22 protein-coding genes are annotated in these 24,066 nt (G+C 73.4%); 11 read left to right on the forward strand and 11 right to left on the reverse strand.

The features are described from left to right. Positions 1–48: 48 nt before the first annotated feature. The 6 genes from ACFPLC_RS38820 to ACFPLC_RS38845 form a co-directional block, all read right to left on the reverse strand. The gene (locus ACFPLC_RS38820) at positions 49–1,641 is read right to left on the reverse strand and encodes a phytoene desaturase family protein (protein ID WP_378202752.1); all 1,593 of its coding nucleotides are present in this window, start codon (positions 1,639–1,641) and stop codon (positions 49–51) included. A gap of 17 nt (positions 1,642–1,658) precedes the next feature. After that, entirely contained in the window at positions 1,659–2,732 is a 1,074-nt protein-coding gene (locus ACFPLC_RS38825; RefSeq protein ID WP_378202749.1) for an NAD-dependent epimerase/dehydratase family protein, read from the reverse strand. A 34-nt stretch (positions 2,733–2,766) separates the two neighbouring features. Then, positions 2,767–4,791 (reverse strand): CocE/NonD family hydrolase, encoded by a 2,025-nt coding sequence (locus tag ACFPLC_RS38830; protein ID WP_378202746.1) that lies wholly within the window; start codon positions 4,789–4,791, stop codon positions 2,767–2,769. A gap of 22 nt (positions 4,792–4,813) precedes the next feature. Next, positions 4,814–5,998 (reverse strand): zinc-dependent alcohol dehydrogenase, encoded by a 1,185-nt coding sequence (locus ACFPLC_RS38835; RefSeq protein WP_378202743.1) that lies wholly within the window; start codon positions 5,996–5,998, stop codon positions 4,814–4,816. Positions 5,999–6,199: 201 nt separating this feature from the next. Continuing rightward, positions 6,200–7,195, reverse strand: a complete 996-nt coding sequence (locus tag ACFPLC_RS38840) for an inorganic phosphate transporter (RefSeq protein WP_378236077.1) — start codon at positions 7,193–7,195, stop codon at positions 6,200–6,202. After that, complete coding sequence (locus tag ACFPLC_RS38845) at positions 7,196–7,810, reverse strand: DUF47 domain-containing protein (RefSeq protein ID WP_378202737.1); 615 nt, start codon at positions 7,808–7,810, stop codon at positions 7,196–7,198. 93 nt (positions 7,811–7,903) lie between these two features. Here ACFPLC_RS38845 and ACFPLC_RS38850 point away from each other — a divergent pair, with 93 nt between their 5' ends. Both ACFPLC_RS38850 and ACFPLC_RS38855 read left to right on the forward strand, forming a co-directional pair. After that, entirely contained in the window at positions 7,904–8,845 is a 942-nt protein-coding gene (locus ACFPLC_RS38850; RefSeq protein ID WP_378202735.1) for a glycosyltransferase, read from the forward strand. A gap of 23 nt (positions 8,846–8,868) precedes the next feature. Continuing rightward, positions 8,869–10,077, forward strand: coding sequence for a glycosyltransferase family 4 protein (locus tag ACFPLC_RS38855; protein WP_378202732.1), 1,209 nt, complete (start codon positions 8,869–8,871; stop codon positions 10,075–10,077). 54 nt (positions 10,078–10,131) lie between these two features. On the opposite strand, the gene ACFPLC_RS38860 is transcribed toward ACFPLC_RS38855, so the two are convergent. Genes ACFPLC_RS38860 through ACFPLC_RS38870 form a run of 3 tightly spaced genes read right to left on the reverse strand, consistent with a single transcriptional unit; the run spans position 10,132 to position 12,721 of the window. After that, positions 10,132–11,022 (reverse strand): glycosyltransferase family 2 protein, encoded by an 891-nt coding sequence (locus tag ACFPLC_RS38860; RefSeq protein ID WP_378202729.1) that lies wholly within the window; start codon positions 11,020–11,022, stop codon positions 10,132–10,134. After that, positions 11,001–11,867, reverse strand: coding sequence for a glycosyltransferase family 2 protein (locus ACFPLC_RS38865; protein ID WP_378202726.1), 867 nt, complete (start codon positions 11,865–11,867; stop codon positions 11,001–11,003). The genes ACFPLC_RS38860 and ACFPLC_RS38865 overlap by 22 nt, the downstream gene beginning before the upstream one ends. Continuing rightward, positions 11,864–12,721 carry a polysaccharide pyruvyl transferase family protein gene (locus ACFPLC_RS38870; protein ID WP_378202723.1) on the reverse strand — a complete coding sequence of 286 codons (858 nt, stop codon included), beginning with the start codon at positions 12,719–12,721 and terminating at the stop codon, positions 11,864–11,866. The genes ACFPLC_RS38865 and ACFPLC_RS38870 overlap by 4 nt, the downstream gene beginning before the upstream one ends. A gap of 73 nt (positions 12,722–12,794) precedes the next feature. On the opposite strand from ACFPLC_RS38870, the gene ACFPLC_RS38875 reads away from it, so the two are divergent. From ACFPLC_RS38875 to ACFPLC_RS38915, 9 genes are all read left to right on the forward strand, one after another. Continuing rightward, complete coding sequence (locus ACFPLC_RS38875) at positions 12,795–13,760, forward strand: UDP-glucuronic acid decarboxylase family protein (protein ID WP_378202720.1); 966 nt, start codon at positions 12,795–12,797, stop codon at positions 13,758–13,760. Between the two features lie 112 nt (positions 13,761–13,872). Beyond that, positions 13,873–15,546, forward strand: coding sequence for a carbamoyltransferase family protein (locus ACFPLC_RS38880; protein WP_378202717.1), 1,674 nt, complete (start codon positions 13,873–13,875; stop codon positions 15,544–15,546). Next, positions 15,546–16,106, forward strand: coding sequence for a D-sedoheptulose-7-phosphate isomerase (locus tag ACFPLC_RS38885; protein WP_378202763.1), 561 nt, complete (start codon positions 15,546–15,548; stop codon positions 16,104–16,106). Before ACFPLC_RS38880 ends, ACFPLC_RS38885 begins: the two co-directional genes overlap by 1 nt. Further along, positions 16,103–17,470: a PfkB family carbohydrate kinase gene (locus tag ACFPLC_RS38890; protein WP_378202714.1), complete on the forward strand. Its 1,368-nt coding sequence runs from the start codon at positions 16,103–16,105 to the stop codon at positions 17,468–17,470. Before ACFPLC_RS38885 ends, ACFPLC_RS38890 begins: the two co-directional genes overlap by 4 nt. 36 nt (positions 17,471–17,506) lie before the next feature. Further along, positions 17,507–18,193, forward strand: coding sequence for an SDR family oxidoreductase (locus ACFPLC_RS38895; RefSeq protein ID WP_191315343.1), 687 nt, complete (start codon positions 17,507–17,509; stop codon positions 18,191–18,193). Beyond that, positions 18,184–19,197, forward strand: a complete 1,014-nt coding sequence (locus ACFPLC_RS38900) for a glycosyltransferase family 9 protein (protein WP_378202711.1) — start codon at positions 18,184–18,186, stop codon at positions 19,195–19,197. The genes ACFPLC_RS38895 and ACFPLC_RS38900 overlap by 10 nt, the downstream gene beginning before the upstream one ends. Further along, the gene (locus tag ACFPLC_RS38905; RefSeq protein ID WP_378202708.1) at positions 19,190–20,500 is read left to right on the forward strand and encodes a UDP-glucose dehydrogenase family protein; all 1,311 of its coding nucleotides are present in this window, start codon (positions 19,190–19,192) and stop codon (positions 20,498–20,500) included. Before ACFPLC_RS38900 ends, ACFPLC_RS38905 begins: the two co-directional genes overlap by 8 nt. Further along, the gene (locus ACFPLC_RS38910) at positions 20,497–21,102 is read left to right on the forward strand and encodes a flavodoxin family protein (protein WP_378202705.1); all 606 of its coding nucleotides are present in this window, start codon (positions 20,497–20,499) and stop codon (positions 21,100–21,102) included. Before ACFPLC_RS38905 ends, ACFPLC_RS38910 begins: the two co-directional genes overlap by 4 nt. Positions 21,103–21,200: 98 nt before the next feature. Further along, positions 21,201–21,380, forward strand: a complete 180-nt coding sequence (locus ACFPLC_RS38915) for a hypothetical protein (RefSeq protein WP_191315347.1) — start codon at positions 21,201–21,203, stop codon at positions 21,378–21,380. A gap of 39 nt (positions 21,381–21,419) precedes the next feature. Here ACFPLC_RS38915 and ACFPLC_RS38920 read toward each other — a convergent pair whose 3' ends face one another. Both ACFPLC_RS38920 and ACFPLC_RS38925 read right to left on the reverse strand, forming a co-directional pair. Next, positions 21,420–22,715, reverse strand: a complete 1,296-nt coding sequence (locus tag ACFPLC_RS38920) for an FUSC family protein (protein WP_378236078.1) — start codon at positions 22,713–22,715, stop codon at positions 21,420–21,422. After that, complete coding sequence (locus tag ACFPLC_RS38925; RefSeq protein ID WP_378202699.1) at positions 22,712–24,061, reverse strand: aldehyde dehydrogenase family protein; 1,350 nt, start codon at positions 24,059–24,061, stop codon at positions 22,712–22,714. Before ACFPLC_RS38925 ends, ACFPLC_RS38920 begins: the two co-directional genes overlap by 4 nt. Between the last annotated feature and the right edge of the window lie 5 nt (positions 24,062–24,066).

A 24,066-nucleotide genomic window follows, 5' to 3' on the forward strand; every position in this document is an offset into this window, starting at 1 on the left:
CGTCAGAAGCCAGGAATGAGTCATTCAAGGCACCTGCCGGGCGCGGGCTCAGCCGTAGATCGCGCGGTGGGCCGCGCGGATCACCGCCGCGTAGCCGCCGCCCAGGGTTCCGGCGCGGGCCAAGGCCGCCCGGGCCGCGTTCGAGCCCGGGCCGCCGTGGACCGCCCCGCCCGGGTGGGCCGAGGCGCCGGACAGGAACAGCCGGTCCACCGGCGTGTCGGCCCGGCCCGTGCTCGGCACCGGGCGGAAGAACAGCTGCTGGTGGATCGCCGTCGTGCCGCCGTTGACCGCGCCGCCGACCAGGCCCGGGTTGTGGCCTTGCAGTTCCACCGGCCCTTGGCAGAACCGGGCCTTGATCAGGCCGGTGAACCCCGGCGCGTGCGCCTCGATCGTCTCCTCGATCCGCTTCGCCCGCCGCTCCAGGGTGGCGCGGTTCTCCGCCGTGCCGCGCGGCACGTGCGTGTACGCCCACGCGGTTTCCGTTCCGGCCGGGGACCGCGTCGGGTCGGCCGTGGTCATCTGGCCCAGCAGCAGGAACGGACGACGCGGCGTCCGGCCCCTCGCCAGTTCGCCGCCGAACGCGGACAGCCCGTCGAGGTCCGCTCCGAGGTGGATCGTGCCCGCGCCGCGCGCCGCTTCGGCCGTCCACGGGATCGGGCCCGACAACGCCCAGTCCACCTTCACCGTCGCGCTGTCCCACTCGAACTTGCCGAGGTCGGCGACCAGCCGGGACGGCAGCCACTCCTCTCCCACCAGCTCGCGGTACAGCACCGGCGCCGGTACGTCGGCGAGCACGGCCTTGCGCGCCCGCACCGGGTCGCCTGCCGCGTCCCGCACGCCCAGTGCACGCCCGCCGCCGATGAGGATCTCCCGCACTGGTCGTCCACAGTGGACGGTGCCGCCGCGGGATTCCAGCCGCCGGACGAGTGCCGCGGCCAGCTCGCCCGCACCGCCTTCGGGTACCGGGAACCCTTCGTCCTGCCCGATCATGGCGAGCAGCCAGCCGAACACCGCACTGGCGGCGTTGTCGACCGAGAGGTCGCTGTGCGCGGAGTTCCCCGCCACGAGCAGCTTGGCGCCTTCGCCGGCGAACAGCTCGTCGCCGAACCGGCGCGCGGGCAGCGTCAGCATGCGCGCCAGGCGCAGCGCGTCGGCCGTCCCGGTGCGGCGCAGCAGCTTCAGCGCCGGGCGGACCGGCGGGAACGGCGCGAACAACGCGTCGACCAGCGGCTCGCGGATCTCTTCCCACTGCGCGAACAGCTGCCGCCACGCCTCGCCGTCGCCGGCACCGAACTCCTCGACGGACGCCGCCGTGCGGTCGAGGTCGCGGGACAGCAGCGCGCACCGGTCGTCGGGCAGCACGTGGGCCAGCACTTCGGGTGCGTGCCGCCAGCGCAGGCCGTGCTCTTCGAGCCGCAGCCCGCGGATTACCGGCGACACCGCGCTCATCGGGTAGAACGCGCTGAAGAGGTCGTTGCGGAAGCCCGGCTCGGTGACTTCGGCGGTCCGGACCGCACCGCCGGCGTGCTCGGTCGCCTCCAGGACCAGCACCGACCAGCCCGCGTCGGCCAGGAGGTTCGCCGCCACCAGGCCGTTGTGCCCGGCGCCGATCACCACCGCGTCGACGGCTTCCGTACTCACTCCGGCCTCCTGGCTGGTCAGGCTTGCGACTGGTGGCTCGGCCCGACCCGGGTGAGCGAGCGGAGCCGGGCCAGGACCCCGTCGCGGCGCGGCGGGGCCAGGGGCGGGCTCGCCGCTCCCGCGCCCGACCGGAGCCCGGCGACCAGGTCGGCGAGGGCGGCCGCGGCGTCATACCGAGGTTGCCAGCCCAGCGCGCTCTCCGCCAGGGCCGGGTCCGCCAGCGCCGCGCGGTCGGCCAGTTCGAGCCAGCCGGGGTGCACCGGCAGCAGCCCGCCCAGCCAGGCCGCCCGGGTGGCGAGCTGGACCACCGGCTTGGGCACCGGGAGCCGGGTGCCGCCTAGGACACCGGCCAGCGCGTCGGCGTCGAGCACCTGCGGCGCCGCCAGGTTGACCGCACCGGTGAACCCCCGGTCCAGGATCAGCCGGATCGCTTCGGCGACGTCAGTGGTGTGCACCACCTGCGCCCGCAGGTCCGTCCACAGCGGAACCGGCAGCCGCCGCCCGCCGACGAGGTGGGCGGGCACGGCCGGGCCGAGCAGCCAGCGCGCGAACTCCCCCGCCGCGTCCCGGTGCAGGATCGCGCACGGCCGGATCCGCGCCACCTTCACCTGCGGGTACTTGGCCTCGAACCGGTCCAGCAGGGTCTCCAGCGCGGCCTTGCCGCGGCTGTAGGCGCTGCCGGCGATGCCGTCACACGGCCAGTCTTCAGTGACCTTCTCCCAGCGCGGCGCCGGGCCGTAGGCGGCCACGGACGAGGCCACGACCACGTGCGACACGCCGGCGGCCGCCGCCGCGGCGAGCACGTTGCGGGTGCCGTGGTCGTTGGTGCGCCACATCGGCGGGTCGCCGCGCACCGGCGAGATGGCCCACGCCAGGTGCACGACGGCGTCCGCGCCCGCGAACACCTCCGCCAGCTCCTCCTCCGCACCGGGAAGGCCGACGTCGACGGCCCGCCAGCCCGCCCGCCGGTACGGCTCGGCCGTCGTGTCCGGCAGCCGCCGCGCGAGCCCGACCACGTCGTGGCCGGGCTCGAGCGCGTGCAACAGTGCCGTTCCGACGTTCCCGGTGGCTCCGGTGATCACGATGCGCACCCGTTCGGCTTACCCGGTGTCGCGGTCGCGAAACTCAGACCAGGTCACGCGGAATCCGCCGGTGCCAATTCCGCGAAACGATCCGGCGGGCCCCGTCGTAGCCGTCGAGCTGCGCGTCGATGACGAACTCGATGTCCGTGCACGACACGCGGGTGCGGGTCTCGCTGCGCGCCACCCAATCACCGCGCGCGAAGGTGACGTCCCACACGGCTTCCGCCACCGGCGAGCAGAAGTCGTCGGCGACCCAGGTGTACCGCTCGCGGACGTCCCGGGTGACCTCGAGGTCCAGGTCGTCGTACCGGACGGTCCCCGCGTCCTTCACGATGTCCAGCGCCGACTGGTAGTCGACCAGGTCCCGCGAGACGGTCCAGCGCTGCTCCCCCGGCGTCAGCGCCGTCACCGACATCGGCGGCGCGCCTTCGGGTTCGCCGAACGGCCGGGCCGGCAGCTCGTCCGGCTCGGCGACCGGGCGCACCGGCAACTCCAGCGCGCTCTGTCCGGTGTGGACACTCAGCAGCACCGGTGTCGGCGGCGGCCAGGCCAGCGGCCAGTACGACGTGGACAGCGAAAGCCGGATCCGGTGCCCGGCCGGGAAGGCCTGCGCCACGGCGTTCAGCTCGATCTCCACCGGACACCGCTCCCCCGGCTCCATCGGCGCCGGCTCGTCGTGGCCGTCGCGGTGGGTCAGGTTGAGCAGCCCGTAGGTGACGCGGGTGGCCCGCCCGTCCGGCGCGACGTCGGAGATCCGCGCCGCGATCATCGCCACCGGCTGGTCGGCCGAGACCTCCAGCCGCACCTTCGGCGAGCCGAGGATTTCGCAGCGCTCGGTCAGCACGTCGGTGTCGAAGACCAGCGAACCGCCGTCCTCTTCACGCTGGTCGTAGGGCAGGTCCGGCGGGGCGCTGTAGGACGCCCACTTCCCGGAGAACTGCCCGACCGACAACGGCGACGACACGGTCAGGGCTTCGTCGTCGACGTCCTCGCCGGGCCGCGCGAGGCGGTGCCGGGCCAGCGGCAGCTCCTGGGGCTTGACGTGCGGCGACGGCCAGGAAGCCTCCCCGACCCAGCGGCCGGGGCGGTCTTCGTACGACGTCGAGGGCGGGACGCTCTCCTGCATCCAGGTGCGCAGCATCGGCCCGTCCATGGCGCCGTTCTCCTCGCCGCGCAGCCAGTGGTCCCACCACTGCACGACCTCCTGGAGGTAGCCGATCGCCGGGCCCGGCTCGCCGAGGTGCGGGTACTTGTGCGACCACGGGCCGATCAGCCCGCGCCGGGGGACGTCGAGGTGGGCCAGCAGCCGGATGACCGCGTTGGAGTAGCCGTCGGCCCAGCCGCTGGAAGCCAGCACCGGGACTTGGACGTCGCTGTAGTTCTCCGACACCGACGCGTGCCGCCAGTAGTCGTCGCGGCGCTGGTGACCGAGCCAGTTCTCGATCCACAGGCTGCAGTTGTCCAGCCGCTCCAGCCACATCTCCCGCCACCGTTCGCCGACGACGGCCGGGTCGGGTGGCAGCGTGGCGTAGGCGAACATCGTGCCGGACTCGGCGACGTTGTCCGACAGCAGGCAGCCGCCCATGTAGTGCATGTCGTCGGCGAAGCGGTCGTCGGTGAACGACGAGATCACGATCGCGCGCAGGCTCGGCGGTTTCCGGGCCGCGACCTGCAACGCGGCGAACGCGCCCCAGGAGATCCCCATCATCCCGGTGTCGCCGGTGCACCACGGCTGCGCCGCGATCCACTCGAGGACCTCTTCGGCGTCGAGCTGCTCGCGTTCGAGGTACTCGTCGGCCAGGACGCCCTCGGACTCGCCGGTGCCGCGGATGTCCACGCGCACGCAGGCGTACCCGTGCCCGGCGAGGTAGGGGTGGTGGATGGAGTCGCGGGGCGCGGTGAGGTCCCGCTTGCGGTAGGGGATGTATTCGAGGATCGCCGGCACCGGATCGGTGTCCGACGAGACCGGCCGCCAGATGCGGGCGGACAGCACGGTCCCGTCGGACATCGGGATCCGGACGTGGTCGGATTCGGTGATTTCGTACGGCAGCGAGGTGACGGCTCGCAAGAGTCGGTTCCCTCCCGGGGGGTCAGGGCTGCAGCAGGATCTTCTGGGCGCCGTCGAGCTTCTTCTGGAAGATCTCGTACGCGCGGGGCGCCTCCTCCAGCGGCAGCTTGTGCGTGGCGAAGCCTTCGACGCCGAGCGGGTCGCCGTCGGCGGTGAGCACCGGCATGATGTCGTCGAGCCAGTGCCGGACGTTCGCCTGGCCCATCCGCAGCTGGATCTGCTTGTCGAACAGCTCCATCATCGGCATCGGGTCGACCATCCCGCCGTAGACGCCGGACAGCGAGATCGTGCCGCCGCGGCGGACGCTGTCGATGGCGGCGTAGAGCACGCTGAGCCGGTCGATCCCGGCCTTCTCGGTGATCTTCTCGCCGAGCGGCTGCGGCAGCAACCCGACGAGCGTGTGCGCCAGCTTGCCGACCGGGGCGCCGTGCGCCTCCATGCCGACCGCGTCGATCACCGAGTCCGCGCCGCGTCCGTTGGTCAGCTGGCGGATCGAATCGCCGATTTCCTTGTGGTCGCGGGTGTCCAGCGCGGTGGCGCCGTGTTCGCGGGCCCGCGCCAGGCGCTCGGGCACCAGGTCGACGCCGATCACCTGGCCGGCCCCGCGGTGGCGCGCGATCCGGCAGCACATCTGCCCGATCGGGCCGAGGCCGAAGACCACGACCGTGCCGCCGTCGGGGACGTTCGCGTACTCGACGGCCTGCCACGAGGTCGGCACGACGTCGGAGAGGTAGACGAACCGCTCGTCCGGCGGGCCGTCCGGCACCTTGATCGGTCCGTAGTGGGCCTGCGGGACGCGCAGGAACTCGGCCTGGCCGCCGGGGACCTGGCCGTAGAGCTTGGTGTAGCCCAGCAGCGCCGCGCCCTTGCCCTGCTCTTTGACCTGCGTCGTTTCGCACTGGGACTGCAGGCCGCGCTCGCACATCCAGCAGTGGCCGCAGGAGATGTTGAACGGGATGACCACGCGGTCGCCGGGCTTGAGGTTCGTGACCTCCGGCCCGACCTCCTCGACCACGCCCATCGGCTCGTGGCCGAGGATGTCGCCCTCGGTCATGAACGCGCCCAGCACCTCGTACAGGTGCAGGTCGGAGCCGCAGATCCCGGTCGAGGTGATCCGCACGACCGCGTCGGTGGCCTCCTCGATCTTCGGGTCCGGCACCTCCTCGACGCGGACGTCGCGTTTGCCGTGCCAGGTCACTGCCTTCATGGCTCTCCCTTTCCGCGGGGCGGGGATGGTCTCCGCCCCGGCTTCCCGGGAGTGGCGACGGACAAACCCCGCCCCGGTCAGGGGCCGCCGATGTCATGAATGAGTCATTCAAGACCTCCTCCGGCACCGGACGTCAGGAATGAGTCATTCACTGCGTCCGACGCCAGGAATGAGTCATTCCTGACGTCGTGGCCACCCGGCTCAGGTGAGCAGGTCGGCCACCAGGTACACCGCCGCGGCCACCGCCGCGGCGGCGGGGAAGGTCAGCACCCAGCCCATCACGATGTCGCGGGCGATGCCCCAGCGGACCGCCGAAAGCCGCTTGGTCGCACCCACCCCCATGATCGCCGCCGTGATCACGTGCGTCGTCGAGATCGGTGCCTTCACCGCGAACGCCGTCACGTACAGCACCGACGACGCCACCGATTCCGCGACGAACCCGTGCGGCGGGTCGAGCGGGAACACCCGCCTGCCGAGCGTGCGCATGATCCGCAGGCCACCCGAATAGGTGCCCAGCGACAAGGCCCCGGCGCAGGCGAGGGTCACCCACAACGGCACCGCGAACGTCGACTGCTGCCCGGCCGCCACCAGCGCCAGCACGATCACGCCCATGCCCTTCTGGGCGTCCTGCAGGCCGTGGCCGAGGGCGAGCGCCGAGGCGGAGACGATCTGGAACCGGCGGAACACGCGGCCGCTGCGGTGCGGGTTCGCCCGCCGCAGCAGCCACAGCGCGGCGACCATCGCGACGTACCCCAGTGCCAGCCCGAGCAGCGGCGAGGCCACCATCGGGATCAGCACCTTTTCGGCGATGCCCGCCCAGTGCACGGTGCTCGCGGCGGCCAGCGCCGCGCCGACCATGCCGCCGATCAGCGAGTGCGAGGACGACGACGGGAGCCCGAAGTACCAGGTGATCAGGTTCCAGGTGATGGCCCCGGCCAGTGCCGCGAACACCACGGTGAGGGCGTCGGGTCCGGCCGGGACGTCGATGATGCCCTTGGCCACGGTCGCGGCGATGCCGGTGGACAGCAGCGCGCCCGCCAGGTTCATCACCGCCGCCAGCACGAGGGCGGCGCGCAGGGTCAGCGCCCGGGTGGACACCGCGCTGGCGATGGCGTTGGCCGCGTCGTGGAACCCGTTGGTGTAATCGAAGACCAGTGTCAGCACGATCACGGTGACCAGGGCGGCGGTCCCCGTCACTCAGGACTCCTTGACGGCGATGGTCTGCACCACGTCGGCCAGGTGCTCGAACGCGTCGGCGGCAAGCTCGAACTGCTCGACGACCTCCTTGGTCTTCAGCACTTCCAGTGCGTCCCCGCCCGGCTCGAACAGGTGGGCCAGGATCCGCCGGTAGACCCGGTCGGCCTCGTTCTCCAGCTCGTTGATCTCGATCCAGAACGGCTCGAGGTCGCCCACCTTGGCCAGGCCGGGCATCGACGACGCCGTCAGCTCGGCGGCCCGGCAGAGCACCCGCATCAGCACGTCGGTGCCCGGCGGGAAGGTGCCGATGCGGTAGAGCACGGCCAGGTCCGCCGCGGTGTCCATGAAGTCCAGCACGTCGTCGATCTTGGCCGCGAGGGCCTGGATGTCTTCGCGGTCGAACGGCGTGACGAACGAGCTGTTGAGCTCCACCATGATCGTGTGGGTCAGCTCGTCGCCCTGGTGCTCGACCTCGTGCAGGCGTTTCGCGAGCGGTTCCCGCTCGGCCGGATCGGCGGCCACGAGTTCCCTGAGCAGCGCGGTCGCGGCGACGAGATTCTTCGCCGCGTCGGCGAGCAAGTCGAAGAACCGGGTGCCCCGTGGGGTGAAGCGCATGGATGGATGTCCCTTCTTCGCGCACGCCCGTCGGGGGCCGAGTACCCCGTCCGGCCGTACGTTTAACAGCCGATCTCCGGGAAATCAGGAAGCATGACCGATCCCGGATCCCGGCGCCTGAGAGTACTGCTCTGGCACGTGCACGGCTCGTGGACCGACGCTTTCGTCCGCGGCCGCCACGACTACCTGCTGCCGGTGTCACCCGACGGTGCGCCCTGGGGCCTCGGCAAGGCGGGGCGGAACTGGCCTTCGGTGACCGAAGTGCCCCTCGACCGGCTGGCCGAGGCCGAGCCCGACGTCGTCGTGCTGCAACGCCCGGAGGAGCTGGACTTGGCCGCCCGCCTGGGCGTGCCGGCCGTCTACGTGGAACACAACGCGCCCCGGCCGTACGCGGCCTCCAGCGAACACCCGCTCGCCGGCCGTTCCGACATCACCGTCGCGCACGTGACCCACTTCAACGCGGCGATGTGGGACTGCGGCCGCGCGCCGGTCACCGTCGTGCCGCACGGCATCCCCGATCCGGGGCCGCGCTACACCGGGGAGCTCGCCGCCGGCGTGTCGATGATCAACGAGCCGGTGCGGCGGGAGCGCGTCACCGGCGCCGACTTGCTCGGCACCCTCGCCGAGGCGGCTCCGGTCGACGTCTTCGGCATGGGGACCGAGGAGTTCGGCGCGCCGCTGCGCGGCCTGGGCGACGTCCCGGCGCCGAAGCTGCACGACGAGATCGCCCGCCGCCGCGTCTACCTGCACACCGCCCGGTGGACGTCGCTGGGACTGTCCCTTTTGGAGGCCATGCACCTGGCCATGCCGGTCGTCGTCTTCGCCGCCACCGAGGCGGTCGAGGCGGTGCCGGACGACGCGGGCGTGCTCTCCACCGACGTCTCCGTGCTGGCGCGGGGTTTCCGCGAATTGCTGCACGAGCCGGACTTCGCCGCGCTCGCCGGCAAGAACGCCCGCGAACACGCCCTGAAGCACTACGGGCTGGACGCCTTCCTGACCGCTTGGGACCACCTCCTCGCCGAGACGGCCCGTTGACCTGTGAAGGGAACGCCTCACCGATGAAGATCGCGATGGTGTCCGAGCACGCCAATCCCCTCGCCGCGCTGGGCGAAGCCGATGCCGGCGGCCAGAACGTGCACGTCGCGGAGCTGTCGGCCGCACTGGCGCGCGCCGGCCACGACGTGTCCGTCTACACGCGCCGGGAGAGCCGCGACGAGCCGCCGGAGGTCCGGACGCCGCAGGGCTACCGCGTCGTGCACGTGCCCGCCGGCCCACCGCGCAAGCTGCCGAAGGACGACCTCCTGCCCCACATGGGCGAGTTCGGCAGCTTCCTGCGTGACCAGTGGGCGTTCGAGCGGCCGGACGTCGCGCACGCGCACTTCTGGATGTCCGGGCTCGCGACCTCGCTGGCCGCGAGCGCGACCGGGACGCCGGTGGCCCAGACCTTTCACGCCCTCGGCGTGGTCAAGAAGCGCTACCAGGGCGACAAGGACACCAGCCCGGCCGACCGCATCCGGCTGGAGCGGATCATCGGACGGCAGGCCGGGCGGGTGATCGCCACCTGCTCCGACGAGGTCTTCGAGCTGTCCCGGCTCGGCGTGCCGCGGTCGCGGATCTCGGTCGTCCCCTGCGGCGTCGACCTCGGCCGCTTCTCCCCCGACGGGCCGATCGCGCGCCGCCGGCTGCCGCACCGGCTGGTCGCCGTCGGCCGGCTGGTCCCGCGCAAGGGGTTCGACATCGCGATCACCGCGCTCGCGCAGCTGCCGGACACCGAGCTCGTCATCGCGGGCGGTCCGGAGCGGGGCCGGCTGTCCCAGGACCCGGAGGCCGGGCGGCTGCGGCAGCTGGCCGAGCGGCTCGGTGTCGGCGACCGCGTCCGCTGGCCCGGCCAGGTGTCCCGGGAGAGCATGCCGGCGCTGCTGCGCTCGGCCGACGCCGTCGTGTGCACGCCGTGGTACGAGCCGTTCGGGATCGTGCCCCTGGAGGCGATGGCCTGTGGCGTTCCGGTGGTCGCGGCCGCGGTGGGCGGCCTGACCGACACCGTCGTCGACGGCGTCACCGGGCTGCTGGTCCGCCCGCACCAGCCGAAGGAACTCGCGTCCCGGGTCCGGCGGCTGATCGACGACCCGGCGCTCTGCCACGCCTACGGCACCGCGGGCCACGACCGCGCGGTCGCCCGCTACTCGTGGGACCGCGTCGCCGCCGACACGCTGCGCGCCTACCACAAGCTCGTCCCCCAGGCCGCGGCCACCGCCGAAGCCCGCTGACCCCGTCGTGAGTGAGAAACAGTGTTCTAACACTGTTTCTCACTCACGAGCGCGTCAGCCCACGTAGCGGCGGGCCTTGGACTCGCGTTGCGGGGCTTCCAGCAAGCGGAGGCCGTGTTCGACGTGGTCCGGGACCACGCGGCGGTCCGCGAGGACCCACGGCAGGCCGCGGAGCACGTCCAGGAGCGCCGCCGCGGTGGCGGCATCGCGCGGCGCGGTGCGCAGGACGTCGCGGCCGCGGCGGAAGACCGCCGGCCAGGGGCGGCGCAGCAGGAGCGTCCACAGTGTGTTGCGGATGCCCAGGCGACGGCGGTGGCGCGGGTCGCGCAGCTTCGAGGGCGCGTGGTGGATCACGACGTCCTCCGCCCAGCACATCCACCACCCGCGCGCGGCGAGGTCCAGGGCGAACAGCTCCTCCTCGCCACCGAGCCACATCCGCGTCGAGAAGCCGCCGACCTCGCGGAACGCGCTGACGCGCACCGCGGTCAGGCCCGCCATGATGCCGAGCAGCGCCGACCCCGGCAGCCAGTCCGGGCCGGGCACCGGCGACTCGCGCAGCTCCGGCGTGATCGGGTCCTCGGCCAGGCCGGGTTCGACCAGGCAGCGCCCGGTCACCGACCCGAGCCCCGGATACGCGTCGAGCAGGTCGGCGGCCCGGGTGAGCGCGCCGGGCTGCCACGTCGTGTCGTCGTCGCAGAAGGCCACGTACGGCGTCGTCACCTCGTCGACGGCGACGTTGCGGGCCACCGCGCCGAGGTTCTCCGCCAGCCGGAACAGGCGGACACCCGGGAACTCCCGGGCGACCATGTCGGCCGTGCCGTCCGCGGAGCCGTTGTCGGCGACGAAGACCGGCGCCGCGTCCGGTAAGGACGTCATGTGCGCCAGGGTTTCGCGCAACTGCTCGCGGCGGTTGCAGGTGATGATCACGACCGAGATTCGCGCCATTCGGCGGTCCTTTCCAGAGTCCGGGCCTGATGTTCGACGTGGGCGGGCAGGACGCGCCGGGAGCTCAGCGCGCGCGGCAGCCGCGGGACCGCCCCGAGGACGGCGCCGGGCGCCCGCACCAGCGTCCGCGCCACCTCGCGGCGGCACACCCGCGGCGGGCGGCGCAGGACGGCGATGAGCAGCCGGTTGCGCAGTTCCGCCCGGCGGCGCCACGACGACGGCGGCCGCGACCGCGACGGGTGGTGGTGGGCGCGCAGGTGCCCGACGTAGCAGACCTCCCAGCCGCGCGCGGCCAGGTCGTAGGCCAGCAGCTGTTCCTCCGCGCCGAAGTGCAGCAGCGGGCTGAACCCGCCCACCTGCAGGTACGCCGTGCGGCGCACGATCGCCGAGCAGGCCAGGAAGCCGAGCACCAGCGGCCCGGGCGCGCCGTCCGGGTGCCCCAGCGGGCTGCGCTCCATCTCGGGCGTCACCGGGTCGTCACGGCATTCCGGGCCGACGAGGGTCCGCGCGGCCAGCAAGCCGGTCCGCGGGTGTTCGTCGAAGATCCGCTCCGCCTCGGCCAGCGCGTCCGGCGCCCACCACGAGTCGTCGTCGCTGAAGGCGATGTACGGCGTGTCGGCCGCGATGACGCCGAGGGTGCGCGCGGCGGCGCCGAGGTTCTGCGGCAGGCGGATCACGCGGACGCTTTCGTGCCGCCGCGCGACCTCGGCCGTGTCGTCCTCCGAAGCGTTGTCCAGCACGATGACCGGGGGTCGCGGGTCCAAAGAGGACAATCGGCCGAGGGTGCGGGCCAGCTCGGCGGCGCGGTTGCGGGTGGCGATGACGACGGTCGTGCGCGCGCTCACCGCGGCCCCACCAGCTCGTCGACCAGCGCGGCCAGTGACGCCGGGTGCGCGGGCGGGCGCACCGGCGCGGGCAGGCACCACTTCAGGCGGGCGTCGAGCAGCGCGGTGTCGTGGACGTCTTCGGCAGCCAGCACCGGCCAGTCCAGCGCCTTCCCCTGCGCGGTCACCTTCCCGCCGCCGGCCACCGGGTCGACGGCGAGCACCGGCACGCCGGTCTTGAGCCCGAAGACCAGCCCGTGCAACCGGGTGGTCACCACGGCGTCCATTTTGGACACCAGCGCGGCGAACTGGTCCGGCGTGGCGCACCGCTCCCAGTCCTCGTGCGCCAGCCGGGTGTCCAGCGGGACGCGGGCGCAGTCCAGACCGGCGAGCCAGCCGGTCAGTGCCTCGTGGACGTCGCCGTGCCTCCCCGCACCACCGTATTCCGGCTGGTGCGGCGCCAGGACCACGCCGAGCACCGGAGTGGGCGAGACCGGTGCCCCCAGCGCGAGGTCGAGTTCGGCGGTGACGCCGTCGTCGCGCGGGAGCACTTGGTGGAACCCGGTCACCGCCGGGTCCTCGGCGTCCGGGACGGACACGCCGACCGCGATCCGGCGGCACGCGGCATAGCGTTCGTGCAGCGAACGCACCTGCGGCCCGTGAACCGGGCCGCAGACGAAGACGACGTGCGTGTAGTCGTCGGGTGGCGCGTCGGACAGGTGCAGGGTCCCGGGCCGGAAGCCGGGGCTCCACGCGACCCGGTGGTCGATCCCCGCCTCCGCCAGCGCGGTCCCGGCCGCGCGCAGGCTCAGGACGTCACCCGCCGTGGCTTCTCCGTGCAGAAAACTGGCCCAACCGGTGAGCAGAACTCGCATGGTGTGAACGCTTACCCGCTCTCCACCCCGTTACACGGTTTTGCGGCCGCCGGAGCCGGGTAGCCGCCACGGCATGACGAATCCGGGAGTGACCAGGCGGTTCGAGCGTGCGGTGGTGACCGGGGGTGCCGGCTTCGTCGGCGCCCACCTGTGCGAGCTGCTGCTCGAAGAGGACATCGAAGTGATCGCCGTGGACAACCTCGCGACGTCCTCGGCGGACACCCTGGACCACCTGCGCCGCCACGACGGGTTCCGGTTCGTGCGCCACGACGTCATCCGGCCGCTGCCGCCGGACTGCGAGGCCGACGTCGTGTTCCACCTGGCGTCGGCCGCCTCGCCCCGCGACTACCTGGCCCTGCCGCTGGAAACCCTGCGCGCCGGCTCGTACGGCACCGAGAACGCGCTGGAGCTGGCCCGCCGCGACGGTGCCCGGTTCGTGCTCGCCTCGACCAGCGAGGTCTACGGCGATCCCTTGGAACACCCGCAGCGCGAAGGGTATTGGGGCAACGTCAACCCGATCGGCCCGCGCAGCGTCTACGACGAAGCCAAGCGGTACGCCGAAGCGCTGACCTCGGCCTACCGCCGCGAGCTCGGCGTCGACACCGGCATCGCGCGGATCTTCAACACCTACGGCCCCGGCATGCGCGCCCACGACGGCCGGATGATCCCCGCGTTCCTCGACCAGGCCCTCAAGAACGAGCCGATCACCGTCACCGGCACCGGCGAGCAGACCCGCTCGATCTGCTACGTCGAGGACACCGTCCGCGGCCTGCTGCACCTCGCGCGATCGGGCCACCCCGGGCCGGTCAACATCGGCAACCCGCACGAGCTGACCGTCCGCCAGGTGGCGGAGCTCATCAAGGACCTCACCGGCTCCGGTTCGCCCATCGAGTACATCGACGCGGTGGTCGACGACCCGCAGCGCCGCTGCCCCGACATCACCCTCGCCCGCGACGCCCTCGGCTGGGAACCGAAGGTCGACGCCGACGACGGCCTCCGTCGCACAGCGGCGTGGTTCCGGCGTGCGCCGTCGCGCTGAGTAGCGACGCCCAGGGCTTTTGCGCGCCATCGTTTATCAACGACTTCGCCGGGTAGCGCTATAGGTGAGAGCGGGCCTCACGAGTCCGCACCGAAACGCCAGAGGCAGGTCGATGCGCATACTCGGGATCAATGCCGTCTTCCACGACCCGGCCGCAGCGCTGGTGGTGGACGGGGAGATCGTCGCCGCGGCGGAGGAAGAGCGGTTCAGCCGCCGCAAGCACGGCAAACAGGCGGTGCCGTTCTCCACGTGGGAACAGCCCGCCCAGGCCGCCGCGTGGTGCCTGGCCCAGGCGGGCTTGTCCGCCGAGGACCTCGACGCCGTCGGGTACTCCTACGACCCCGCACTGGTCGAGCCGGGACTGGCCGGCCACGACCCGAGCGGCGAGGAGCTGCGGACGGAGTTCGCCCAGCGGGCGCCCCTGTTCCTGAAGTCCGCTTTGCCCGGACTCGACCCGGGCATCGTCAAGTTCGTCCGGCACCACGTCGCGCACGCCGCGTCGGCCGCGCTCGCCGCGCCGTTCGGCGACTGCGCCGTGCTCGTCGCCGACGGACGCGGCGAGAGCACGTCCTACCTGGCCGGGGAATACCGCGACGGGCGGTTCAAGGAACTGGCGGCCCAGAAGCTGCCGCACTCGCTCGGCCTGCTCTACGAAGACCTCACCGAACACTGCGGCTTCGCGCGGTCCAGCGACGAGTACAAGGTCATGGCCCTCGCCTCGTACGGCACGCCGGAGTTCCTCGACGAACTCTGCGAGCACGTCCACGTCACCGGCGACGGCGGCTTCAACGCCGCCGGCGTCGACCTGGAGGCGCTGGCCCCGCGCCGTAAACCCGGCGAAGAACTCACCCGGCGGCACGCCGATCTCGCCGCGAGTGTCCAGAAAGTCCTTGAAGACATCCTGCTCGAACTGACGGACTGGCTGCACCAGGCCACCGGCCAGCGCGACCTGGCGCTGGCGGGCGGGATCGCGCTCAACTGCGTCGCCAACACGCGGCTGCACGCCGAAGGGCCCTTCGACCGGATCTGGGTGCAGCCCGCCGCGGGTGACGCGGGCACCGCGCTCGGCGCCGCCCTGCAGCTGGCGGCCGACGCCGGGGAACGCGGTGCCCCCATGGGAGACGCGGGTCTCGGTCGCGGGTGGACCGACGACGAGCTCGAGGAAATCCTCATCAAGGCGAAGCTGCCGTACGAACGGCCGGACGACCTCGCCGAGACCGTCGCCGAAGCGCTCGCGAACGACGAAGTGATCGCCTGGTTCCAGGGCCGGGCCGAGTTCGGCCCGCGGGCGCTCGGGCACCGGTCGCTGCTGGCCCACCCCGGCCGCAAGGCGAACCTCGAGCGGCTCAACGACGTCAAGGGCCGCGAGCAGTTCCGCCCGGTGGCGCCGATGGTGCGCGCCGAGCGGGCGGCCGAAATCTTCACCCGCGGCCCACTGCCCAGCCCGTACATGCTGTTCGTGCACGACGTCGCCGAAGCCTGGCGCGACCGGATCCCGGCCGTCACCCACGTCGACGGCACGGCTCGCGTGCAGACCGTCGAAGAACGCGAAAACCCCGTGCTGGCGCGGATGCTGGCCGGTTTCGAGCGCCGGACCGGCCTGCCGGTCGTGATCAACACCAGCCTCAACACCGCGGGCCGTCCGATGGTCGACTCGCCCCGGGACGCGCTGGAGTGCTTCGGCTCGGCCCCGATCGATCTGCTGGCGCTGGGGCCGTTCGTGCTCCGGCGGCCCCGATCCACCCGAACCGGCGCGGCGTCGCCGGAGGAGAAGGAGGTGCCGTGATGGAAGACCATCTCGCCGCGTTGGCCCAAGCCGCCGAGCGGACCCGCGAATCCGCCCCCAAGATAACCGCGTGGGGACGGCACCTCGCCGGCGTGTTCGAGGCCGGCGGCAAGCTGCTCGCCTGCGGCAACGGCGGCAGCGCGGCCGAAGCCCAGCACCTGACCGGCGAGCTCGTCGGCCGGTTCCGCCACGAACGCCGTCCGCTCTCGGCCATCGCGCTGCACGCGGACACCTCCGCCACCACCGCGATCGTCAACGACTACGGCGACCACGAGGTCTTCGCCCGCCAGGTGCACGCGCACGGTCGCCCGGGCGACGTGCTGGTGTGCCTGTCCACCAGCGGCGGCAGCCAGAACGTCGTCGCCGCCGCGAAGGCCGCGCACGAGCTCGGCGTGACGACGTGGGCCTTGACCGGCCCGGCCCCCAACCCGCTCGCCGCGTTGTGCGACGACGCCGTGACGGTCGAAGCGGCGACCGTCGCGACCGTGCAGGAAATGCACCTGGTGCTGGTCCACGGCCTCTGCGCGGCGCTCGACGACGCGCTCGGAGTGACCGCGTGAAGCCGCTGGTCGTCCTCGGTGACACGCTGCTGGACGTCGATGCCGAAGGCACCGCCGAACGGCTGTGCCCCGAGGCGCCGGTCCCGGTGGTCGACCTGACGGCCCGGCGACGGCGTCCCGGCGGGGCCGGCCTGGCCGCGCTGCTGGCCGCGCGGTCCGCCGCCGAGGTCGTGCTGGTCACGCCGCTCGGCGACGACGAGGGCGGCCACGCGCTCACCGGGTTGCTGGAACCGGACGTCACCGTGCTGCCGCTGCCGCTGCGCGGCACGACGGTGTGCAAGACGCGCGTCCGCGCGGGCGGGCAGTCGTTGCTGCGCCTGGATTCCGGCGACGGCACGGCGACCACCGACCCGCTGCCCGCCCGGGTGCACGAAGTCCTCGAAGACGCCGGTGCGATCCTCGTCGCCGACTACGGCCGTGGCCTCACACGCCATTCCGACGTCCGGCGGCTGCTGCGAGAGCTGGCCGAGCGGATCCCGATCGTGTGGGACCCGCACCCCCGCGGCGCCCAGCCGGTGCCCGGCACGCGGCTGGTCACCCCGAACCTCGTCGAGGCGCGGGCGGTGCTGGCCGGCCACGACGAACCGGCCGAGCTCGCCAAGCTGCTGCGCGGCCACTGGCACGCCGACGCGGTCGCGGTGACCGTCGGGTCCCGCGGCGCGGTGCTCGCCGACGGCCTCGGCGAAACGACCGTCCCGGTCCCGGTCGCGGCGCGGACACCGGGCCACACCGCACCTGACACGTGCGGGGCGGGCGACCGGTTCGCCGCCGCGGCCACCGCGGCCCTGCTGGGCGGTGCGGACACGACCGAAGCCGTGGTGACCGCGGTCGAGGCGGCCGCCCGGTTCGTCGCCGCGGGCGGCGCGACCGCGCTGTCCACCGACGACGGCCCGGTGCCCGACCCGCAGCCGGCGACCGACGCCTTCGGCCTCGCCGAGCGGATCCGCGAAACCGGCGGCCGGCTGATCGCCACCGGCGGGTGCTTCGACCTGCTGCACCCCGGGCACGTGAGCCTGCTGCGGCAGGCGCGCGCCCTCGGCGACGCACTCGTCGTCTGCCTCAATTCCGACGCTTCGGTGCGGGGCCTCAAGGGCCCCGGCCGCCCGCTGGTCCGCGACCGCGACCGCGCCCGGCTGCTCACCGCGTTGTCCTTCGTGGACGCCGTCGCCGTCTTCGACGAGCCCTCGCCCACCGCCGTCCTGGAGAAGCTGCGCCCGGACGTGTGGGTGAAGGGCGGCGACTACGCGGACGCGGACCTGCCCGAACGCGAAGTGGTCGAACGGCACGGCGGCGAGGTCGTGCTCGTCCCGACCGTGCCCGGCTACTCGACCTCCCGGCTGGTCGCCGCGGCGGCCAGTGCCTGACCCCAGCGCCTGATCCCCTGCCTGCGAAGGAGAGCGATGCGACCCCTCGGCAACATCCTGATCACCGGTGGCGCGTCCGGTCTCGGCGCCGCCACCGTCGACGCCGTCCGCAAGGCGGGCGGCACCCCGTACATCCTCGACCGCGTCCGTCCCGAGGACCCGGCGGAGTACGTCGAAGCCGACCTGACCGACACCGCCGCGACCGAGGCCGCGGTCCGGGAGCTCGCCGAGCGCGCGGGCGGCCTCGACGGCGTCTTCACCGCTGCCGGCACCGACGCCTGCGGTCCGCTCGGCGAAGTGTCCACAGAGGACTGGGAGCGGGTCGTCAAGGTGAACCTGTTCGGCACGGCCGCGGTGATCCGCGCCGCACTCCCCTTCCTCGAACGCTCGCACGGCACGGTCGTCACCGTCGCGTCCACCCTGGGCATCAAGGCGGTGAGCGACGCGACCGCCTACTGCGCTTCGAAGTTCGGCGTCGTCGGCTTCACCCGGGCGCTGGCCGCCGAGCTGGCCGGGCGGGTCGGCGTCACCCTGCTCATCCCGGGCGGGATGTGGACGCACTTCTTCGACGACCGCACCGACCAGTACAAGCCGCCGCCGGACGCGAAGCTCAACCAGCCCGAGCACGTCGCGAACACGGTGGTCTTCGCGTTGCAGCAGCCGCCCGGCGCCGAGGTGCGCGAACTGGTCGTGTGCGCGTCCGAGGAGGGGTCGTGGCCGTGAGCTCCGCGGTCCTCGTCCTGCGCGCGCTCGGTGTCGGGGACCTGCTGACGGCGGTCCCCGCGCTGCGCGCCCTGCGGGCGGCGTACCCGGGCGAACGGCTGGTGCTGGCCGCGCCGGAGCAGCTGCGCGACCTGGTCGGGCTGATCGACGCGGTCGACGAGCTGCTGCCCACGCCCGGGCTCGGCGAACTCGCCTGGCCCGGCCCGCCGCCGCGGCTCGCGGTGAACCTGCACGGCAGCGGCCCCGAAAGCATCCACGACCTCCTGGACACCGACCCGGCGGAGCTGCTGACCCACCGCCACCCGGACTTCCCCGACGTACCCGGGCTCGACTGGCGCGACGACGTGCACGAGGTCGACCGCTGGTGCCGGCTCGTCGAGTACCACCACGTGGAGGCCGACCGCTCCGCCCTGCACCTGCCGGTGCCGCCCGGCCCGAGCCCGGCACCGGACGCCGTCGTGGTGCACCCCGGCGCGGCGTTCCCGGCCCGGCGCTGGCCGCCCGAGCGGTTCGCGACCGTCGTCCGGGACCTCGCCGCCCGCGGGCACCGCGTCGTGCTCACCGGCAGCGCCGCCGAACGCGACCTGGCCGCATCCATCGCCGAAGCGGCCGGGCTCGGCGAAGACGCCGTGCTGGCGGGACGCACGGGCCTGGCGGAACTGGCCGCGCTGGTGGCCGGGGCGGCGCTGGTCGTATGCGGCGACACCGGCGTCGGGCACCTCGCCACGGCGTTCGGCACGCCGTCGGTGCTGCTGTTCGGCCCGACCCCGCCCCGGTTGTGGGGCCCGCCGCCGTCGGCGCAGCAACACGGCGACATCCGGGGCTCCGCCCCGGGCCGGGGGCTCCGCCACCCGGAACCCCCGCCGAAACACATCGTGCTGTGGGCCGGAAACGTCGGCGACCCCCACGGCACGGAACCCGACGGCGGACTGCTGCTGCTCGGTGAAGAGCGCGTGCTGGCCGCGACGCGGTCGGCCCTGGAGATGCGGGTGGCCCATGGGTGAGCACATCGGGATCGTCGGCGCGGGTTACGTCGGCCTGACCAGTGCCGCCTGTTTCTCGCGCCTCGGGCACCGCGTCACCTGCGTGGACGCCGACGTGTCCAAAGTGGACGAACTGGGCCGGGGCGTGGTGTCGATCGCCGAACCCGGCTTGGCCGAGCTGGTCGGCCAGGGACTCGCCGACCGGACGCTGAGCTTCACCACCGCCCAGGCCGAACTCTACGGCGCGGACCTCGTCTTCCTGTGCCTGCCGACGCCGCCCGCCGAAGACGGGCGCCCCGACCTCGGCGTGCTCGAACAGGTCGTGCCCCAGCTCGGCCGGCTGCTGCGGCCCGGCTGCGTGGTGGTCACCAAGTCGACGGTGCCGGTCGGCACCGCGGCCCGGCTGCCCCGCCTGCTGGGCCGGGACGACCTGCCGGTGGTGGCCAACCCGGAGTTCCTCCGCGAAGGTCACGCCGTCGAAGACTTCCTGCACCCGGACCGGGTCGTCGTCGGCACCGACCCGGCGGATTCCCCGGCGGCGCGGCGGGTCGCGCGGCTGTACGAGCCGACCGGCGCGCCGGTGGTGGCGACCGACTCGGCCAGCGCCGAACTCGCGAAGTACGCGAGCAACGCCTTCCTGGCCGTGAAACTGTCTTACGTGAACGTCCTGGCCGAGCTGTGCGAGCGGTTCGGCGCGGACGTCCGCGAGGTCTCGCGCACGATGGGCCTCGACGCGCGGATCGGCCCGGAGTTCCTCGCGCCGGGCCCCGGCTGGGGCGGGTCGTGCCTGCCGAAGGACACCTCGGCGCTGCTGCACGCGGCCGAATCGGCGGGCGTCGACTTCGGCATCCTGCGTGACGCGGTCCGCGTCAACGCCCGGCAGCGCGCCCGGGTGGTGCGGGCCGTGCGGCAGGCCGTCACCGGCTCCCCCGCCGGCTCCCTCGCCGGGGCCCGCCTCGGCCTGCTGGGCCTGGCGTTCAAGGCGGGCACCGGCGACCTGCGCGACTCCCCCGCCCTCGCGGTGGCCGACGACCTGGCCCGCGCCGGTGCCGAACTGACCGCGCACGACCCCGCCGTCGCCTGCGTCCCCGGCACGAGCTCGGTCCAAGTGGTCGACGACCCGTACCTGGTGGCCAAGGACGCCGCCGCGATCGTCGTGCTCACCGAGTGGCCCGAGTTCCGGGACCTCGACTGGGCCCGGCTGGCCGCGTCGGCGGACCGGGCGGTCGTCGTCGACACCCGCAACCTGCTCGATCCCGACGTCCTCGCCGAGGCGGGGTTCGCCCACCTCGGCGTCGGCACCCATCCCCGGAGGCAGTCATGACCCTGCGCGTTCTCGCGCTGACCTGCACGCTCAAGCCGTCGCCCGCCAAGTCGAGCAGCGACCTCATCGCCCGGCAGCTGCTGGGGGCGTTCGCCGAACGCGGCGCCACCGGCGAGCTGGTGCGGGTGGTCGACCACGACGTCCGCCCCGGCGTGGAGGCCGACATGGGCAACGGCGACGCGTGGCCGGACATCCGGCGGAAGATCGCCGCGGCCGACATCCTGCTGATCGCCACCCCGACGTGGGTCGGCCACATGTCGAGCGTCGCGCAGCGAGTCCTGGAGCGCCTCGACGCGGAGCTGTCCGAAACCGACGACGAAGGCCGGCCGGCGATGTTCGGCAAGGTCGGCGTGGCCGCGGTCGTCGGCAACGAGGACGGCGCCCACAAGATCATCGCGGACCTGTTCCAGGCGCTGAACGACGTCGGGTTCACGGTGCCGGCCCAGGGCGCGACCTACTGGAACGGCGAAGCCATGCAGGGCGGCGACTACCAGGACCTCGACGAGACGCCCGAAGCCGTGGCCTCGACGAACGCGACTTTGGTCCGCAACGCGGTCCACCTCGCCGAGCTGTTGCGCGCGCAGCAGTACCCGGCCAAGTGATTACGCCGTTCGAGTGACATCGCTGCGCCGGACGAGTGTGGTGCAGGACACGTGGGTAACCCAGCGGGACCTTCCATCCGCGTCAGGGGGCTCCACCCATGTCGAACCGAGTCATGATCAGCCGTGACAGCAAGCCGATCCCCTGCGAGGAGTGCGGCCTGCCCACGTTGCACGTCGCGCGCCTGGTGTCCGGGGACGGCACGCTGCTGGGCCAGACGATGGTGTGCACGGCCTGCCGCCGGCACCGCTCGGAAGCCGAAGCCGTCGCGATCCAGTAGCTTTTGCCCGGGTGAAGGCCGTCTCTCCGGAGGCGGCCTTCACCGTTTTTCCAGCTGCTCCAGCAGCAGGCGGGCGGGCAGCGTCAAGGTGCCGAGGCCGAGCCGCGCCGGGACGCCGTCTTCCTCCGCCGTCACCAGCCGCTTCTCGAGCTCTCCGAGCAGCGCGCGGCATTCGTCCAGTTCGACCGGCTCCCCGGCCACCGCGACCGCCTGCACGGCCCCGGCCAGGTGGTGCATCAGGTCGGCCAGCGACTCGCGCGCGTCCGGCCAGGGGTACTCGAACGGGTGCTCCCGCCGTCCGGACGTCGTCCGCACGGCGGCGACGAGCTGCGACGTCGCGGGCCACAGCCCGATGAGCGTCCGCAGGGGACGTTCGTGGTGCGCTCCGGCGCCGGGGCGCCCGCGGCGGAGGTTCAGCATCCGCCCTTCCCGCGTCAGGCCGACGGCTTCTTCGGCCGCCAGGACCTGGCTGCGCGTGTCCCGTTCCTGCGACAGCAGGCCGTCGAGGTCGTTCGGCGGTTCTTCCCGGCGGATCACGTCGGACAGCGACTCCAGCAGGTCCGCCAGGGCTTTCCCGAGCCACCCGGCGGCCGCGGCGAGCCGTTCGCCGTAGAGGGGCGGGAAGATCAGGGTGTTGACCGCGACGCCGATGGCCGCGCCGAGCGCCGTCTCGAGGAGGCGGTCGCCGAGCAGGACGGGCTCGCGCGCGGTGCCGTAGGAGATGACGAGCATGCCGGTGACGCCGACCCAGACACCGGCGTCGCCGAACCGCCGCCAGCTCCCGGCGAGCAGGCCGACGAAGACGACGGTGGCGAGCGCAACGGCCTGCCACGGGATCAGCTGCCCCGCGACGGCGGCGAGGACGACCCCGCCGGCGACCGAGCCGACCTGCTGCAGCCAGCCGCGCAGCGACCGGTACACGGTGGCCTCGACGAGGAACACGGCCGCATAGGGCGCGAGAAAGGGTTGCGGCAGCCGGAGAACGAGGGTGGCGAGCAACCAGGCGGCGGTCGCGGCGAGGGTGGCTTTGGCGCTTTGGACGAGGATGCGGCGCTCGCGGCCGGGGACGCGAAGCGCGCGGGCGAACCAGCCGATCGGCGTGCGGTCGCGCCGTCCCTCGTCGGGGACAGCTTCGTCGGTGCGCCGGAACGGGCGGGCGAACCGGCTCGCTGAGCGCGTATCCCGCGAGGAGCCGCCGCCCCGCCCATCACCCCCCTGCTCGGAGCCCTCGCTCGGCCGCCCGGACCCGCCCGCCGGGGCACTTTCACGGGAAAGTGCCCCGGCACGGCGGTCCGCTTCGGCCGGCGAGCCTCCGCTTTCCCGCTGTTCCGTCATGCCGGTGGGGCGATGTGCACGAGCTTCGTCTGGGTCATCTCGTCGAGCAGCTCCGGCCCGTACCCGTACCCACTGCCACTCCGGCCGCGCGGGTGCGCCGCTCCGCCCGGGGCGCCGCCGAACACGTTGTTGACCTTGACCGTTCCCGCGGGCAGCTCACGCCACGCTCGCTGCGCGTTCGCCATCGATCCCGTCAGCACCGTCGCGGCCAGGCCGTAGTCGCCCTTGGCCGCTTCGGCCAGGCCTTCGTCGAAGCTCGAGACCACCCGGACCGGCGCCACCGGACCGAACGTCTCCTCGGTCATCACGCGCAGATCGGCCCCGCAGTCCGTGAGGACCGTGGCCGGGTAGTGCGCGCCCGGCCCGTCCGGGACCGCGCCGCCGGTCAGCAGCCGGGCGCCCCGCTCCACGGCGTCCGCCACGTGGGAGTGCACGTGGTCGCGGTGGCGCCGGTCCACCAGCGGGGCCAGCGTGCGCGTCTCGGCCTCCTTCACCAGCGCCGCCAGGAACGGCTCGGCGACCGCCGAGCACACGTAGATCCGTTCGACCGCCACGCAGATCTGCCCCGAGTTGGCGAACGACCCCAGCGCCGCCTGACCGGCCGCCCACACCGGGTCGACGTCCTCATCGATCACCAGCGGGTCGTTGCCGCCGTTCTCCAGCAACGTCTTCGCGCCCGTCGCGGCCGCGCTCGCCGCGATCGACCGGCCGGTCGCCGTGCTGCCCACGTGGGCGATGACGTCGACGTCCGCGCGCATCGCCAGCAGCGCCCCGACCCCGCCGTCGCCGTGCAGCGTCTGCAGCACGCCGTCCGGGAAGACGTCGCCGAGCACCTCGCCGAGCAGCTGCCCGGTGTGCGGCGCGCGCTCGCTCGGCTTGTGCACCACCACGTTCCCGGTGGCCAGCGCCGCGCCCAGGAGCCCGCAGGCCACCGCCACCGGGTCGTTCCACGGCGTGAGCGCCACGACGACGCCGTACGGCTCGGGCACCATCAGGTCCGTCGCGCCGACGTCGCCGAGCAGGCTGCGGCCGCGGTGCACCGGGCCCAGCTCGGCGTACTGGTCCAAGGTCCCCGCCCCGGCGAGTACGCCTTCGCGGGCTTCGTCCCGGGGCTTGCCCGTCTCGGCTTCGTTGGCCTTCGCCAGCTCGTCCGCGCGCGCCCGCAGCCGTTCCGCCGCGGTGTGCAGCAGCGCGCCGCGCTCGGCGGCCGGGGTCCGGGCCCACTGCGCCGCGCTCCGGCGAGCCAGCGCGAGTGCCGCGTCGATCGCGTCTTCGCCTGCGGACGGCACCGTGCCGACCACGCTGCCGTCGGCCGGGTTCCGGATTTCGATCGTCCCCGCGGTCATCCGCA

It is taken from the genome of Amycolatopsis plumensis, from assembly GCF_042652605.1.
Taxonomy (GTDB): Bacteria; Actinomycetota; Actinomycetes; order Mycobacteriales; family Pseudonocardiaceae; genus Amycolatopsis; species Amycolatopsis plumensis.